This is a genomic window from Natronospira bacteriovora (assembly GCF_030848495.1).
Classification (GTDB): Bacteria; Pseudomonadota; Gammaproteobacteria; order Natronospirales; family Natronospiraceae; genus Natronospira; species Natronospira bacteriovora.
Window position 1 is genome coordinate 41438 of the sequence record NZ_JAVDDT010000008.1, and the last position, 14569, is coordinate 56006.

Here is a 14569-nt window from a genome sequence, read left to right on the forward strand (position 1 = left end):
TCCGTCAACAGGGGGCTGAGTCCCCCAAGATAGCAGAGGCGAATACCGCCGGGCTGTCATTGGCCGCCCGGCTCCTCTATTCTTGGAGGCATTCGCCCGCCGCGACCGGACATAATCCGGCCACGGCACAGACACGCCATACACTGCGGGGACAGACTGTGCTGGATCGCGCACGCCGTCGGGACGGACTCGTTGGACTGCTGATCGGCCTTTTGGTGGCCATGGCCGGCCTCACCGGAGGCTGGCAGCCCCTGAACGACCGCATCAGCAGCTGGGGCATGCAACTGTCTTCAGATCGACCGCTGAGCGCGGACATCAGCCTGGTGGAAGTTGACCCGGGGCGGCTGCCTGGCGTGGCGGATGACGCGGCTCTCGCCACGGCCCTGGGCGAAGCCCTGCTGGCGGCGGATCAGGCCCGCCCGACCGCGCTGGCGCTGCTGTTGCCACCGGGCTGGCCGCTGCCGGCCCTGGGCGACGACGAGGCGCTGCGGACGCCGCTGCTGCTCGGTCTGGCCGGGGACCGTGTCGGCCAGCACCCCTTCTCGCCGCGCCGCCAGGCGCCACTGCCCGACTATCTGCTTGCCAGCACCCTGCCGCTGCCGCGCCATGAAGAAAGCCTGATGGTGAGCCTCGGGCGCCAGAGTGGCCTGCTGAGGGGCCAGCCACCGCGTCGTTATCTGGCCAGCCTGCCGACGCTTCACGGGGTGCAGGCCGCCGGCCTGCTGCCGGAACCCGGCCATGGCAGCAGCCTGGCCCTGGCGCGGGTCGGTGAAGCCGCGGCGGGACTGCCGGCCCTGTCACTGCAGCTGGCGGCCCTGCTTGAAGGCCAGACCGCGGACGCCATCCAACTGGATGCTGATGGTCTGCGTGTGGCGGGCCGGTCTCTGGCCGTGGACAATCGCTTCCACTATCGCCCCTTCCCCTACCGCGGGCAGGATGAGGCTTTCCCGCGACTGGACTTCCAGCGCCTGCAAGCGGGTGAAGTCGCCACAGCGGATCTCGCCGGGCAGTTGATCATCATCGCCCCGACCCATGACGAGCGGCACCACCTGGCGGCGTTGACGGCAAGCCATGCCAGCGCCATCCACGCCGGGCATGTCTATGCCCAGCCTGCCTGGGGCCCGGCACTGCCGTGGGCGGCGCTGGTCGCCGTGCTGCTGTGGTTGACCCTGGTGCTGCCACGACTGAATGTCACCAGCGGCCTCTATCTGGGCCTGTTGTTGGCCGTGGGGCTGTTCGGCCTGCAGTTTCTGCTGCCGACCATCCGCCTGATGCACCTGGAGCTGGCCATGCCGCTGGTGGCTCTGGTCGGGGGCCAGGCCGGTCTGCTGATCAAGCGGGTGCTGGATATCCGCCAGGAGGGCCTGTACGGCGCCCTGAGCGAAGCCAATCGCCAGTTGGCCGAATCCCTGCGCCGACAGGGCCAGACGGACGCCGCCTTCGAGCGCCTGAAGCGCTGCCCGGCCACCGGGCCAGTGCTGGAAAGCCTGTATGAACTGGGCCTGGATCTGGAGCGCCGGCGGGAGTTCGCCCGCGCCCAGGGCGTGCACCGGCACATCGAGTCCCTGTCGCCGGGTTTCCGGGACAGCCGTGATCGCATCCGTAAACTGGCCGAGCTGGAGACGCGAACGGCCCTGGGCAACCGCAGTGCGGGCGGCGGCACACTGGTGATGCCGGACGAGGACATGCAGAAACCCATGCTCGGCCGCTACGAAATCGAGCGTGAGCTGGGCCGGGGGGCCATGGGTGTGGTCTATCTCGGCCATGATCCGCGCATCGGCCGGACCGTGGCCATCAAGACCATGGCCCTGTCACAGGAATTCGAAGGCTCGGATCTTGAACAGGTGACCGAGCGCTTCTTCCGCGAAGCGGAAACCGCCGGGCGGCTGCAGCACCCCGGCATCGTCACCATCTACGACGTGGGCGAGGAAGCGGACCTGGCCTATATCGCCATGGACTATCTGGATGGCAAGGGCCTGCAGCACTACACCGACCCGGGTCGCCTGCTGCCACCCATCACCGCCTGCGACATCGTCATCCAGGTGGCCGAGGCCCTGGACTATGCCCACGGCCGCAATGTGGTTCACCGCGACATCAAGCCGGCCAACATGATCTACCTGCCGGAATCCCGGCGCGTGGTGCTGACCGATTTCGGTGTCGCCTGCCTGACCGATTCCCGCCGGACCAAGACCGGTACCATCCTCGGCACGCCCTCCTACATGTCACCCGAGCAGGTATTGGGACGGAAAGTGGACGGCCGCTCGGATCTGTTCAGCCTGGGCGTAACCCTGTACCAGATGCTGCGCGGCGAGCTGCCCTTTGAAGGTGAGCCACTGGCAACCCTGCTGTACAAGATCGCCAACGACAAGACCCCCAATGTGCGGCGCGGCCGCAGTGACCTGCCGCCCTGCCTCGACCGTTTCATCAAGCGCGCCCTGGCCAAGAAGCCGGACGAGCGCTTCGCGAGCGGGGCGGAAATGGCGACGGCCCTGCGCCGCTGTCGCAAGGAAGTGGCGGCCCGCCAGCCTTCAAAGTCCGAGGAGGCCGGAGCCACCGCCGACAATCGGGGGGAAAAGTGACGTTCCAATCGTGAGAGGCCTGGGTGTGACGGCTTGACAATCCACCGCGACTGGCCCAACCTGAAGATCAGAAAGCGCCGATTTGATACCAGCTTGCGGGCGCTCAATAAATGCAGCTAAAGAGGTTCCCGCCTTTTCAGAACCCCCGCTGCAGTACCGCAAGTGATCAGAACGGCGCCGTCATCAGGACAGGAGCGCCGAGCATGCAAGAAGTCCCCTGTAGCCGCTGGAAGAAAGACGACGATGCCCGTCTGAAGGTGTCCTTTGAATTCTTCCCTCCCCGCACTGAAGCCATGGAAAAACGCCTGTGGGAGGCCGTGACCACTCTGGCACCCCTGGGCCCGCGTTTCATGTCCGTGACCTACGGGGCCGGTGGCTCCACCCGGGAACGCACCCACAACACCGTGCGTCGCATCCTGCATGAAACCAACGTCACCCCGGCCGCCCATCTGACCTGCGTGGGCGCCAGCCGCGATGAGGTGGATGCCGTGGCACGGGATTACTGGGCCGCCGGGGTGCGCCACCTGGTGGCCCTGCGCGGTGATCCGCCGGAAGGGGTTGGCCAGGGCTTTCAGCCCCACCCGGAAGGCTATGCCAATGCCGCCGAGCTGGTGGCCGGCTTGAAGGCCATTGCCGATTTCGACATCAGCGTGGCGGCCTATCCCGAGGTGCATCCGGAAGCCGTCTCCCCCGAGGCCGATCTGGACAATCTGCGGCGCAAGGTGGACGCCGGGGCCAATCGCCTGATCACCCAATACTTCTTTGACGTGGCCGATTTCCTGCGCTTTCGCGACCGGGTGAGTGATGCGGGCATCACCACGCCGCTGGTGCCGGGCATTCTCCCGGTCAGCAACTTCGACACCGTGGCCCGTTTCAGTGCCGCCTGCGGGGCGCGCATCCCCCTCTGGCTGGAGCGCCTGTTCGAGGGCCTGGATGATGACCCGGCCACCCGGCAGCTGGTGGCCGCGACGGTGGCCTCGGAACAGTGCCTGGCCCTGCAGGGCGAAGGCATCGATGAATTTCATTTCTACACCCTGAACCGGGCCGAACTGGTCAAGGCCATCTGCCGCATGCTGGGCGTCTGCCCCGACCGGCAAGAGCGCGTACGCCAGGCACCGGCCCGGCCGGCCGCCCTGCAGGAGTCCGTCTGAACATGAATGAGGCACTGCATCAGGCACTGGCGGAACGCATCCTGGTTCTGGACGGGGGCATGGGCACCATGATTCAGAACCTGTCCCTGAATGAGGCCCAGTTCCGGGGTGAGGCCTTTGCCGATCATCCCCAGGACCTGGCCGGCAACAATGACCTGCTCAATCTCAGCCAGCCGGACCGCATCCGCCGGCTGCACCGGGATTACCTGGAAGCCGGTGCGGATCTGATCGAGACCAATACCTTCAACGCCAACCGCATTTCCCAGGCCGACTACGGGCTGGAGGAAGAGACCCGCGCCATCAATCTGGCCGGCGCCCGCCTGGCCCGTGAAGCGGCGGATGCGGTGGCCGAGGAAAGTGGCCGACCACGCTGGGTGATTGGTGTGCTGGGACCCACCAACCAGACCACCTCCATGTCGCCGGACGTGAATGATCCGGGCAAGCGCAACGTACGCTTTGCGGATCTGGTGGCGGTCTACCGGGAAGCCGGTGAAGCCCTGCTGGACGGTGGCTCGGATCTGCTGATGGTGGAAACCATCTTCGACACCCTCAATGCCAAGGCGGCCCTGTTCGCCCTGGATGAACTGTTCGAGGCCCGTGGCCAGCGCTGGCCATTGATGATCTCGGCCACCATCACCGATGCCAGCGGGCGCACCCTCTCCGGCCAGACGGTGGAGGCCTTCTGGCATTCAGTGATGCATGCCCGCCCCTTCAGCGTGGGCCTGAACTGCGCCCTGGGGGCCGAGCAGCTGCGACCCTATGTGGCGGAACTGGGCCGGGTGGCCAATGTGGCCATCAGTGCCCATCCCAATGCCGGCCTGCCCAATGATCTGGGCGAATACGATCAGGGGCCGGAGGAGATGGCGGGCCTGATTCAGGAATGGGCGGAAGCTGGCCTGCTCAACATCATCGGTGGCTGCTGTGGCACCACCCCGGAACATATCGCCGCCATCGCCCGGGCCGTTGACGGCCGGCGCCCACGCCCATTGTCCGCCGTACAGGAGCGACTCGCCTCATGAGCAGAGAGCCCGCACCGCGCCTGAGACTGTCCGGCCTGGAACCCTTGAACGTGGGCCCGGAGACCGGCTTCGTGAACATCGGCGAGCGCACCAACGTCACCGGCTCGGCCCGCTTCCGCAAGCTGATCGAAGCGGAGGACTATGAGGCGGCTTTGGAAGTGGCCCGTCAGCAAGTGGAAGGTGGCGCCCAGATCATCGATGTGAACATGGATGACGGCCTGCTGGATGGCGCTGACTGCATGCGCCGCTTCCTGGACCTGATTGCCACCGAACCGGACATCGCCCGGGTGCCGGTGATGATCGATTCCTCCAAATGGGAGGTCATCGAGGCCGGCCTTCAGTGCGTGCAGGGACGCGCCGTGGTCAACTCCATCAGCCTCAAGGAAGGGGAAGCGGCCTTCCTGGAGCAGGCGCGGCTGGTGCGCCGCTATGGTGCCGCCGTGGTGGTCATGGCCTTCGACGAGAACGGCCAGGCGGAGACCGTGGACCACAAGGTGGCGATTGCCAAACGCGCGGTTCGCCTGCTGACCGAGGAGGCGGGCTTTGCCCCCAATGACATCATCATTGATCCCAACATCTTTGCCGTGGCCACGGGCATCGAGGAGCACAATGCCTACGGGGTGGCCTTCATCGAGGCGGTGCGGCGCATCAAGCAGGAACTGCCTGGGGTGTTCACCAGCGGCGGCCTGTCCAATGTCTCCTTCTCCTTTCGCGGCAACAACCCGGTGCGCGAGGCCATGCACTCGGTGTTTCTCTATCACGCCATCGCCGCCGGCCTGGACATGGCCATCGTCAATGCGGGGCAGCTGACGGTCTATGCAGACATTCCCGACGATCTGCGGGAACGGGTGGAAGACGTCATTCTCAATCGCCGCCCGGATGCCACCGAGCGCCTGCTGACCATTGCCGATGATTACCGGGACCAGGGCGAGCGCCAGGTGGTCAATCAGGCCTGGCGGGATGAGGTGGTGGAGAAGCGCCTGGAACACGCTCTGGTACACGGCATCGTCGAGCATATCGAGACCGACGTGGAAGAAGCCCGCCTGGCGGCCGACCACCCCCTGGACGTGATCGAGGGGCCCCTGATGGACGGCATGAATGTGGTGGGTGAGCTGTTTGGCTCCGGCCGCATGTTCCTGCCCCAGGTGGTGAAGTCCGCACGGGTGATGAAGAAGGCCGTGGCCTGGCTGATCCCCCATATCGAGGCGGAGAAGGATGACCGTCAGGGCGCCAAGGGCAAGGTGCTGATGGCCACCGTCAAGGGCGATGTGCATGACATCGGCAAGAACATCGTCTCGGTGATTCTCCAGTGCAACAACTACGAGGTGGTGGATCTGGGCGTGATGGTGCCGGCGGAGCGCATCCTGGAAGAGGCGCGCGCCCATCAGGTGGACATCATCGGCCTGTCCGGCCTGATCACCCCTTCCCTGGATGAGATGACGCGGGTGGCCGCCGAGATGGAACGTCAGCAGTTTCGTCTGCCCCTGCTGATCGGGGGGGCCACCACCTCCCCCACCCACACGGCCCTGCGCGTAGCGCCGGAGTACGGTGCGCCGGTGGTGCATGTAAAGGACGCGTCCCGTGCGGTGGGCGTGGTGGCCCGTCTGGTCAATCGCGAACAACGCACAGCCTTTGCCGATGAAGTGGCCGCCGAGCAGGAGCGCCTGCGCCACAAGCGCGCCCAACGGGAAAAGCGCCGACGCATCGTTTCCCTGGCCGACGCCCGAAAGCGACGCTTTCAGCCGGAACAGGACTGGTCACCGATGACACCGAATCAGCCGGGGGTGGAAACCGTCACCGCGGATATTGCGACCCTTCGCCCCTATATCGACTGGACGCCCTTCTTTCATGCCTGGCAGCTGAAAGCCAGCTACCCGCGCATTCTGAAGGACGCGGCCATGGGCGAGGCGGCGAGCAAGCTATTCGACGAGGCCCAGGCCATGCTGAATCGCATGCAGGCCGAGGACTGGCTGCAGCCACGCGGTGTGGCCGGCCTCTACCCGGCACGCCGGGAAGGTGACTCGGTGCGTGTGTTGTCAGTGGAAGACCGCCAACAGACGCTCTGCCATCTGCATTTCCTGCGCCAGCAAAGCGAACGACCCAGCGGCAAACCCTATCTCTGTCTGGCCGACTTCATTGCCGATGGCGAAGCGGGCGACTGGATCGGCGGCTTTGCCGTGACCGCCGGCGCGGAAGTCAGCCAGCGCAGCGAGGCCTTCAAGGCCGCCGGCGACGACTACAACGCCATCATGGTCGAGGCCCTGGGCGATCGCCTGGCCGAGGCCTTCGCCGAGTACCTGCATGAAAAGGTGCGGCGGGAGCTGTGGGGCTACGCCAGTGACGAAGCCCTCGACAACGGCGAACTGATCCGGGAAGCCTACCAGGGCATCCGCCCGGCCCCCGGCTACCCGGCCTGCCCGGAACACAGCGAGAAGGCCAGCCTGTGGGACTGGCTCGAAGTGGAGCGCCGCACCGGCATTCAGCTTACCGAGAACTTCGCCATGAGCCCGGGCGCCGCCGTGTCCGGCTTCTACTTCGCCCACCCCGACGCCCGCTACTTCGGCCTCGGACAGATCGGCCGTGACCAGGTGGAAGACTACGCCCGACGCAAGGGCTGGACGCTGGAAGAAGCCGAACGCTGGCTGGCACCCAACCTGGCTTACGACCCGGCTAAACGGGGGCTGCGGGAGACCGGGTCTTGAAGGAGATTGGGACCACGAAATGGACACGAAATAAGGCTTGCTATATCGGGTACTGACGGCCCCCTGTGGGAGCGGCTTTCAGCCGCGATCAAGTCATCTAAGGCCAACCCGCCCTCAGTGACACGCGGAATCCATCGGAGCCTTCACAAACATCCCGCTCCGTGTTCTCTGTGTCCAATCACCCCGGCCAAGCCTCGGCACCGATTTCTCAGGAAACACCCGGCGTGCCAACCGAGTAATCGCAATCGCGGCTGAAAGCCGCTCCCACAAAGAGTTAGAGGGCAACCTGCCAACCTCGAGATTGTCATCGCGGATAAATCCGCTCCCACGGCGCCAGTCGAATTGCCGCGCCATCTTTTGGCACGGCCCCTCCGAATCAGCACGGCGGCTCCTCAAGCACGGCCCAAGTATCTGCGTTCATCCGTGTCCATCTGTGGCCAATTATCTTTTTGCCTTTCATCTCGTGTGCATTTCGTGTCCATTTCGTGGTCCCAACTTTCATTCAGGCACAAAAAAGCCGGGCACTGGGCCCGGCTTTCTGGTCTTGCCTGAAGCGACCGATTATTCGGCGGCGGCTTCTTCTTCCTGCGGTTCGGCGCGGCCCACCAGCTGCACGATGGCCATGGGGGCGTTGTCGCCGTCACGGAAACCGCACTTCAGGATGCGGGTGTAGCCACCCGGGCGCTCCTTGTATTCCGGGCCCAGCTCATTGAAGAGCTTGGTGACCAGCTCGCGATCGCGCAGCTTGTCGAAGGCACGGCGGCGGCCGGCCACGCTGTCATTCTTGGCCAGCGTGATGAGCGGCTCCACGACCTTGCGAAGTTCCTTCGCCTTGGGCACGGTGGTCTTGATCTGTTCGTGACGCAGCAGCGAGGCCGCCATGTTACGGAACATGGCCTTGCGGTGGCTGCTGTTACGATTGAGCTTTCTTCCTGCCTTGCGATGACGCATGACTCTATCCTGACTAGGTTATCGGAACCGGCCGATCAGGCCGATGCCTGCTTTTTTTCCTGCAGGCTGGCCGGCGGCCAACCCTCGAGCTTCATGCCGAGCGACAGTCCGTGCTGAGCCAGCACGTCCTTGATCTCGGTGAGCGATTTCTTGCCCAGGTTCGGCGTCTTCAGCAGTTCCACTTCGGTGCGCTGAACCAGGTCACCGATGTAATGGATGCTTTCGGCCTTCAGGCAGTTGGCCGAGCGAACCGTCAGTTCCAGCTCATCCACCGGACGCAGCAGGATCGGATCGATCTGGCTGTCGTCTTCCTTGCCGGCATCCTCGCTATCTTCCAGGTCCACGAACACGGACAACTGGTCGTTGAGGATGGTGGCCGCGCGACGGATGGCCTCTTCCGGGTCAATGCCGCCATTGGTCTCGAGATCAATGATCAGCTTGTCCAGGTCGGTGCGCTGATCCACACGGGCGGCTTCCACGCTGTAGCTGACGCGACGAACCGGGCTGTAGGTGGCATCCACCAGCAGGCGACCCACCGGACGACTTTCGTCGTCGGCTTCGGCGCGCTGGGAAGCCGGCTCGTAGCCTCGGCCACGGCGGGCCTTGATCTTCATGTTCAGCTCGCCGCTTTCGTTCACATGGGCCAGCACCAAATCCGGGTTCATGATTTCCAGCTCATGATCGGTCTGGAGATCACCGGCAGTGACCACACCCTTGCCCTTCTGACTGACCGTCAGAACGGCTTCTTCCCGGGAGTGCATGCGCATGGCGACCTGCTTGAGGTTCAGCAGGATTTCCAGCACGTCTTCCTGCACACCCTCAACGGTGCTGTACTCGTGCACGACGCCGTCAATCTCGGCCTCGACGATGGAAGCGCCAGGCATGGAAGACAGCAGTACACGACGCAGGGCGTTACCCAGGGTGTGGCCGAAACCGCGCTCGAGCGGCTCCAGCGTCACACGCGCACGGGTCGCACTGATTTCTTTAACGTCAATATGACGCGGCTTGAGAAACTCACCGACAGATGACATCAGTTCAGACCCCGCAATTACTTGGAGTAAAGCTCGACCACCAGGTTCTCGTTGATGTCCGGATGGATGTCTGTCCGATCCGGAGCCGACTTGAACACGCCGGCCATCTTCTTCTCATCAACTTCGATCCAGGACGGGAAACCGGATTCCTTGGCCAGGTCCAGAGCGGACTGGATCCGCAGCTGCTTTCTGGCCTTTTCACGGACGGAAACCTCGTCATCAGCCTTGACCTGGTAGGAAGGCACGTTAACCAGCTCACCATTCACCATGATGCCCTTGTGGGACACCAGCTGACGGGCTTCAGCGCGAGTGGACGCAAAGCCCATGCGGTAAACGACGTTATCAAGGCGGCATTCCAGCAGGGTCAGCAGGTTTTCACCCGTGGAACCCTTGCGGCGCGCGGCCTCTTTGTAATAGCGGCGGAACTGGCGTTCCAGTACGCCGTACATGCGGCGCAGCTTCTGCTTCTCGCGCAGCTGCAGGCCGAAATCCGACAGGCGGCCGCGACGGTTGCCGTGCTGACCCGGAACGGAGTCGATCTTGCACTTGGACTCCAGGGGACGCACACCGCTCTTGAGGAACAGATCGGTTCCTTCACGACGGGCCAGTTTACAGGTTGGTCCGATGTATCTTGCCATTTGCTCTTACTCTCCGAGGCTGTCTGCTTCCGCCGACCGGCCTGATCGGCGGTGGCTCAGCAAGGCCTTTAAACGCGGCGCTTCTTGGGCGGACGACATCCGTTGTGCGGGATGGGCGTCACGTCCGTGATATTGGTGATGCGAAAACCGGCATTGTTCAGGGAACGCACGGCGGACTCGCGGCCGGGACCCGGGCCCTTGACCCGAACTTCCAGGTTCTTCACACCGTAATCCTGGGCAGCCTGCCCGGCGCGCTCTGCCGCCACCTGGGCAGCAAAGGGGGTGCTCTTGCGCGAACCACGGAAACCGGAACCACCAGCGGTGGCCCAGGACAGGGCGTTACCCTGACGATCCGTGATCATCACGATGGTGTTGTTGAAGGACGCCTGAATATGGGCGATACCGTCAACGACTGTCTTCTTGACCTTCTTGCGAGTACGGGTGCCAGCTTTGGCCATCTCGATCTACCCTTGTCTATTGCGGTGCGCTTAACGCGTAATCGGACGACGCTTGCCCTTGCGGGTGCGTGCATTCGTCTGCGTCTGCTGACCACGCACGGGCAGGCCCCGGCGATGGCGAATGCCCCGGTTACAACCCAGGTCCATCAGACGCTTGATGTTCATGGCAGTTTCACGGCGAAGATCACCTTCGACCACGAATTTGCCGACCAGACCACGAATGGTCTCCACTTCGCCTTCCGTCAGGTCACGGACCTTGGTGTCTGGGCGAATGTTCGCCGCCTCACAGATCTGCTGAGACCGCGTCCGACCAATCCCGAAGATCGAGGTCAGGGCGATCACCACATGCTTCTGCGGCGGAATGTTGATTCCTGCTATACGGGCCATGCAGCTAAACTCCAGATTCAGCATTCGCGCGCGAAACGCGACAATATACCTCAGATCGCCTCAGCGATCAATGAAACCAGACCGATCAGCCCTGCCGCTGTTTATGACGGGGGTCGGTGGTGCAGATCACCCGAACGGTACCGTTCCGGCGGATGATCTTGCAGTTCCGGCAAATCTTCTTGACCGAAGCTCGAACTTTCATGGTTCAGTCTCCTGCGTCGCCCGGAGGCGGCTCAAACCGTTATTGACTATTAGCGGGGACGGCCAGCGCGGCCGTAGCCCTTCAGATTCGCTTTCTTCAGCAGACCGTCGTACTGATGGGACATCATGTGGGCCTGCAACTGGGACATGAAGTCCATGGAGACGATCACGATAATCAGCAGGGACGTACCGCCGAAATAAAACGGCACGTTCCAGTTCATGATCAGAAACTCCGGCATCAGACAGACTGCCGTGATGTAGATCGCGCCCCACAGGGTCAGCCGTGAAAGCACGGAATCCACATAATCGGCCGTCTGACGGCCAGGACGGATACCCGGAATGAAGGCACCGGAGCGCTTCAGGTTGTCCGCCGTGTCACGGCTGTTGAACACCAGCGCCGTGTAGAAAAAGCAGAAGAACATGATCATGCCGGCATAGAACAGCGTGTATACCGGCTGCCCGGGCTGCAGCGACTGCACCAGGGTCTGGATCCACAGCGGTCCCTGGTCCTGGGTCCAGCCGATCAGCGTCGACGGGAACAGGATGATCGAGGACGCGAAGATCGGCGGAATCACACCCGCCATGTTCAGCTTCAGCGGCAGGTGGCTGGTCTGACCACCGTACATGCGCCGGCCTTGCTGCCGCTTGGCGTAGTTCACCGTAATCCGGCGCTGGCCGCGCTCGATAAAGACCACGAACGCCGTCACACCCAGGGCCAGGAAGAACAGGATGATGGCAAACATGGTCGCCAACTCACCCGTGCGCACCAGCTCAAGCGTGCCGCCCAGGGCGGAAGGCAGGCCGGCAACGATCCCGCCGAAAATGATCAGCGAAATACCGTTACCGATGCCACGCTCGGTGATCTGCTCACCCAGCCACATCAGGAACATCGTGCCGGTTACCAGGGTCACCGCACAAACGAAAGTGAACTGGGCCGGCGGGATGATCGACACCCCCTGATTTGCCAGGGCAATGGACGCCCCGATGGACTGGAATGTCGCCAGCACGACCGTACCGTAGCGGGTGTACTGGGTGATCTTGCGCCGACCGGCTTCGCCTTCCTTCTTCAGCTCGGAGAGCTTAGGAATCACGGCCGTCATCAGCTGCATGATAATGGCCGCGGAAATGTAGGGCATGATCCCGAGGGCAAAGAGACTGAAGCGTTCCAGCGCCCCGCCGGAGAACATGTTGAACATTTCCAGAATGGTGCCGCGCTGGGCCTCGAATACGCGCGCCATTTCCACCGGGTCGATGCCCGGCACCGGAATATGCGCGCCAATCCGGAACACGACCATGGCACCGAGGACAAACAGCAGCCGCTGCTTGATCTCGGTTGCCTTGCCGAGACTGCCCAGATTGCTCGGGACTGCGCCGCCACCAGCCGCCATGGATTACTCCTCGACCTTTCCGCCAGCTTCTTCGATCGCCTTGCGGGCGCCCTTGGTCGGCACCACACCCTTGAGGGTGAGGGATTTACCGCCCAGGTCACCGCTGGCGATCACTTTCACGCGCTCGGCGCGACTGTGTACCAGCCCGGCCTTCTTGAGCACGTCCAGATCGATCACGTCGGCATCCACGTTGGCCAGCTGATCCAGCCGAACTTCATCGGCAAAAGCCGCCTTGCGGGAGCGGAAGCCCACCTTCGGCAGGCGACGCTGCAGCGGCATCTGACCGCCTTCGAAACCAACCTGCACGGTGCCGCCGGAACGAGCCAGCTGGCCCTTGTGGCCTTTACCGGAAGTCTTGCCGAGCCCGGAACCGGCGCCACGGCCGAGGCGTTTGCCCTCGGGGCGGCTGCCCTCCGCCGGCTTGAGTTCATTGAGTCGCATAATCAGGCTTCCTCTACCTGCAGCAGATACGCCACGCGATTGATCATGCCGCGATTCTCGGGCGTATCCTGCACGGTGACAGTGTGGTGCATACGACGAAGACCCAGCCCACGCACACAGGCCTGATGGTTCTTCAGCCGCCCATGAACGCTGCGGACCAGCGTCACCTTGATCTGATTCTTGTCGTTGTCAGCCATCGGTCTCAACCCGTGATCTCTTCTACGGACTTGCCGCGCTTGGCCGCCACTTCCTCAGGGGAGCGGGCCTGCGTCAGCGCATTCATGGTTGCACGCACCACGTTGATGGGGTTGCGCGAACCATAGCTCTTGGCCAGCACGTTCTTCACACCGGCAACCTCACAGACCGCACGCATGGCACCACCGGCAATGACGCCGGTACCATCAGATGCCGGCTGCATGAGCACCCGGGTGGCGCCGTGATTGGCGCGCAGCGGGTACTGCAGGGTGCCGTCCTTCAGGTGGACGGACTTCATGTCCTTGCGGGCCTTTTCCATGGCCTTCTGGATGGCCAGGGGCACTTCGCGAGCCTTGCCGTAACCAAAGCCCACCTTGCCGTTGCCGTCGCCCACCACAGCCAGGGCGGTGAAGCCGAACTTGCGGCCACCCTTGACCACCTTGGCCACACGGTTGATCGCAACCAGCTTTTCCTGGAGGTCGTCCGTCTGATTCTGTGCGGTTGTTGCCATGATAGATACCTGTTCAGAATTCCAAACCGCTTTCGCGCGCTGCATCGGCCAGCGCCTTCACGCGACCGTGATAGCGGAAACCGGAACGATCAAAAGCCACTTCACTGATACCGGCAGCCTTTGCCTTTTCGGCAATGGCCTTGCCCACGGCTTCCGCCGCCGAGATATTGCCGGTGCCTTTCAGCGACTTGCGCAGATCCGGTTCCACCGTGGAAGCCGCAGCCACCACACGATCGCCCTCAGGTGCAATAACCTGTGCATATATGTGCCGCGGGGTCCGATGGATGCTCAGGCGATGAGCACCGATGTGCCGGATCCTGGCGCGGGCTTTCCGCGCACGACGCATGCGAGCCGTCTTCTTATCCATTGCTCACCTACCGTTATTTCTTCTTGGCCTCTTTACGGACCACGCGTTCATCCGAATATCGGATACCCTTGCCCTTATAGGGCTCCGGCGGACGGAAGGCGCGGATTTCAGCCGCAACCTGGCCCACCTTCTGCTTGTCAACGCCCTTGATCACCACTTCGGTGTTGCTGGGCGTTTCAATGGTGATGCCTTCCGGCACCGGGTAGTCCACCGGATGGGACAGACCCAGCGTCAGGTTCAGGGACTTGCCCTTGCTCTGAGCGCGGTAGCCCACCCCGATCAGTTCGAGCTTGCGCTCGAAACCCTGGGACACACCCACCACCATGTTGTTCAAAAGCGCACGGGTCGTACCCGCCATCGCCACCTGCTTGCGGTCGCCCGCCGTGCGGACAGCCACTTTCAGGCTCTTGTCCTCTTGCTCCACAGTCACATCCGGATGGAGCGGAGTCTTCAGTTCACCCTTGGGGCCCTTGATGGCGAGATTTCCGCCATCCAGCTTGAACTCCACGCCAGCGGGCAGGGTGACCGGTGCATTTGCAATCCTGGACAT

General features: G+C 63.3%; 14 protein-coding genes and 1 pseudogene. 3 read left to right on the top strand and 12 right to left on the bottom strand.

Annotation, left to right across the window (positions count from 1 at the left end; genetic code table 11):
* The first annotated feature begins 158 nt into the window (after window positions 1-158).
* From RBH19_RS11540 to metH, 3 genes and pseudogenes are all read left to right on the top strand, one after another.
* The gene (locus RBH19_RS11540) at window positions 159-2579 is read left to right on the top strand and encodes a serine/threonine-protein kinase (RefSeq protein ID WP_306729012.1); all 2421 of its coding nucleotides are present in this window, start codon (window positions 159-161) and stop codon (window positions 2577-2579) included.
* Window positions 2580-2782: 203 nt separating this feature from the next.
* Window positions 2783-3730, top strand: a complete 948-nt coding sequence (gene metF, locus RBH19_RS11545) for a methylenetetrahydrofolate reductase [NAD(P)H] (RefSeq protein ID WP_306729013.1) — start codon at window positions 2783-2785, stop codon at window positions 3728-3730.
* A gap of 2 nt (window positions 3731-3732) precedes the next feature.
* Window positions 3733-7451 (top strand): annotated as a pseudogene (metH, locus tag RBH19_RS11550) (methionine synthase).
* 561 nt (window positions 7452-8012) lie between these two features.
* On the opposite strand, the gene rplQ reads toward metH, so the two are convergent.
* The 12 genes from rplQ to rplF form a co-directional block, all read right to left on the bottom strand.
* A complete protein-coding gene (gene rplQ / locus RBH19_RS11555; RefSeq protein WP_306729014.1) occupies window positions 8013-8402 on the bottom strand; it encodes a 50S ribosomal protein L17 in 390 nt (129 codons plus the stop codon).
* A gap of 35 nt (window positions 8403-8437) precedes the next feature.
* A complete protein-coding gene (locus RBH19_RS11560; protein WP_306729150.1) occupies window positions 8438-9436 on the bottom strand; it encodes a DNA-directed RNA polymerase subunit alpha in 999 nt (332 codons plus the stop codon).
* Window positions 9437-9450: 14 nt separating this feature from the next.
* Window positions 9451-10071, bottom strand: coding sequence for a 30S ribosomal protein S4 (gene rpsD / locus RBH19_RS11565; RefSeq protein ID WP_306729015.1), 621 nt, complete (start codon window positions 10069-10071; stop codon window positions 9451-9453).
* Between the two features lie 68 nt (window positions 10072-10139).
* Window positions 10140-10529, bottom strand: a complete 390-nt coding sequence (gene rpsK, locus RBH19_RS11570) for a 30S ribosomal protein S11 (RefSeq protein ID WP_306729016.1) — start codon at window positions 10527-10529, stop codon at window positions 10140-10142.
* Window positions 10530-10559: 30 nt separating this feature from the next.
* Window positions 10560-10916: a 30S ribosomal protein S13 gene (rpsM, locus tag RBH19_RS11575; RefSeq protein ID WP_306729017.1), complete on the bottom strand. Its 357-nt coding sequence runs from the start codon at window positions 10914-10916 to the stop codon at window positions 10560-10562.
* Window positions 10917-11001: 85 nt separating this feature from the next.
* Window positions 11002-11118: a 50S ribosomal protein L36 gene (rpmJ, locus tag RBH19_RS11580; RefSeq protein WP_306729018.1), complete on the bottom strand. Its 117-nt coding sequence runs from the start codon at window positions 11116-11118 to the stop codon at window positions 11002-11004.
* Between the two features lie 49 nt (window positions 11119-11167).
* Complete coding sequence (gene secY / locus RBH19_RS11585; protein ID WP_306729019.1) at window positions 11168-12505, bottom strand: preprotein translocase subunit SecY; 1338 nt, start codon at window positions 12503-12505, stop codon at window positions 11168-11170.
* Window positions 12506-12508: 3 nt separating this feature from the next.
* Entirely contained in the window at window positions 12509-12946 is a 438-nt protein-coding gene (gene rplO, locus RBH19_RS11590; protein WP_306729020.1) for a 50S ribosomal protein L15, read from the bottom strand.
* A gap of 2 nt (window positions 12947-12948) precedes the next feature.
* Window positions 12949-13143: a 50S ribosomal protein L30 gene (gene rpmD, locus RBH19_RS11595; RefSeq protein WP_306729021.1), complete on the bottom strand. Its 195-nt coding sequence runs from the start codon at window positions 13141-13143 to the stop codon at window positions 12949-12951.
* A gap of 5 nt (window positions 13144-13148) precedes the next feature.
* Complete coding sequence (rpsE, locus tag RBH19_RS11600; protein ID WP_306729022.1) at window positions 13149-13652, bottom strand: 30S ribosomal protein S5; 504 nt, start codon at window positions 13650-13652, stop codon at window positions 13149-13151.
* A gap of 13 nt (window positions 13653-13665) precedes the next feature.
* Window positions 13666-14019 (bottom strand): 50S ribosomal protein L18, encoded by a 354-nt coding sequence (gene rplR, locus RBH19_RS11605; protein WP_306729023.1) that lies wholly within the window; start codon window positions 14017-14019, stop codon window positions 13666-13668.
* Between the two features lie 13 nt (window positions 14020-14032).
* Complete coding sequence (gene rplF / locus RBH19_RS11610; RefSeq protein ID WP_306729024.1) at window positions 14033-14569, bottom strand: 50S ribosomal protein L6; 537 nt, start codon at window positions 14567-14569, stop codon at window positions 14033-14035.

Bases quoted from the DNA above. Each gene is read 5' to 3' on its own strand.
- metF (WP_306729013.1), top strand. From the start codon at position 2,783: ATGCAAGAAGTCCCCTGTAGCCGCTGGAAGAAAGACGACGATGCCCGT.
- rplQ (WP_306729014.1), bottom strand. From the start codon at position 8,402: ATGCGTCATCGCAAGGCAGGAAGAAAGCTCAATCGTAACAGCAGCCAC.
- rpsD (WP_306729015.1), bottom strand. From the start codon at position 10,071: ATGGCAAGATACATCGGACCAACCTGTAAACTGGCCCGTCGTGAAGGA.
- rpsK (WP_306729016.1), bottom strand. From the start codon at position 10,529: ATGGCCAAAGCTGGCACCCGTACTCGCAAGAAGGTCAAGAAGACAGTC.
- rpsM (WP_306729017.1), bottom strand. From the start codon at position 10,916: ATGGCCCGTATAGCAGGAATCAACATTCCGCCGCAGAAGCATGTGGTG.
- rpmJ (WP_306729018.1), bottom strand. From the start codon at position 11,118: ATGAAAGTTCGAGCTTCGGTCAAGAAGATTTGCCGGAACTGCAAGATC.
- secY (WP_306729019.1), bottom strand. From the start codon at position 12,505: ATGGCGGCTGGTGGCGGCGCAGTCCCGAGCAATCTGGGCAGTCTCGGC.
- rplO (WP_306729020.1), bottom strand. From the start codon at position 12,946: ATGCGACTCAATGAACTCAAGCCGGCGGAGGGCAGCCGCCCCGAGGGC.
- rpmD (WP_306729021.1), bottom strand. From the start codon at position 13,143: ATGGCTGACAACGACAAGAATCAGATCAAGGTGACGCTGGTCCGCAGC.
- rpsE (WP_306729022.1), bottom strand. From the start codon at position 13,652: ATGGCAACAACCGCACAGAATCAGACGGACGACCTCCAGGAAAAGCTG.
- rplR (WP_306729023.1), bottom strand. From the start codon at position 14,019: ATGGATAAGAAGACGGCTCGCATGCGTCGTGCGCGGAAAGCCCGCGCC.
- rplF (WP_306729024.1), bottom strand. From the start codon at position 14,569: ATGTCCAGGATTGCAAATGCACCGGTCACCCTGCCCGCTGGCGTGGAG.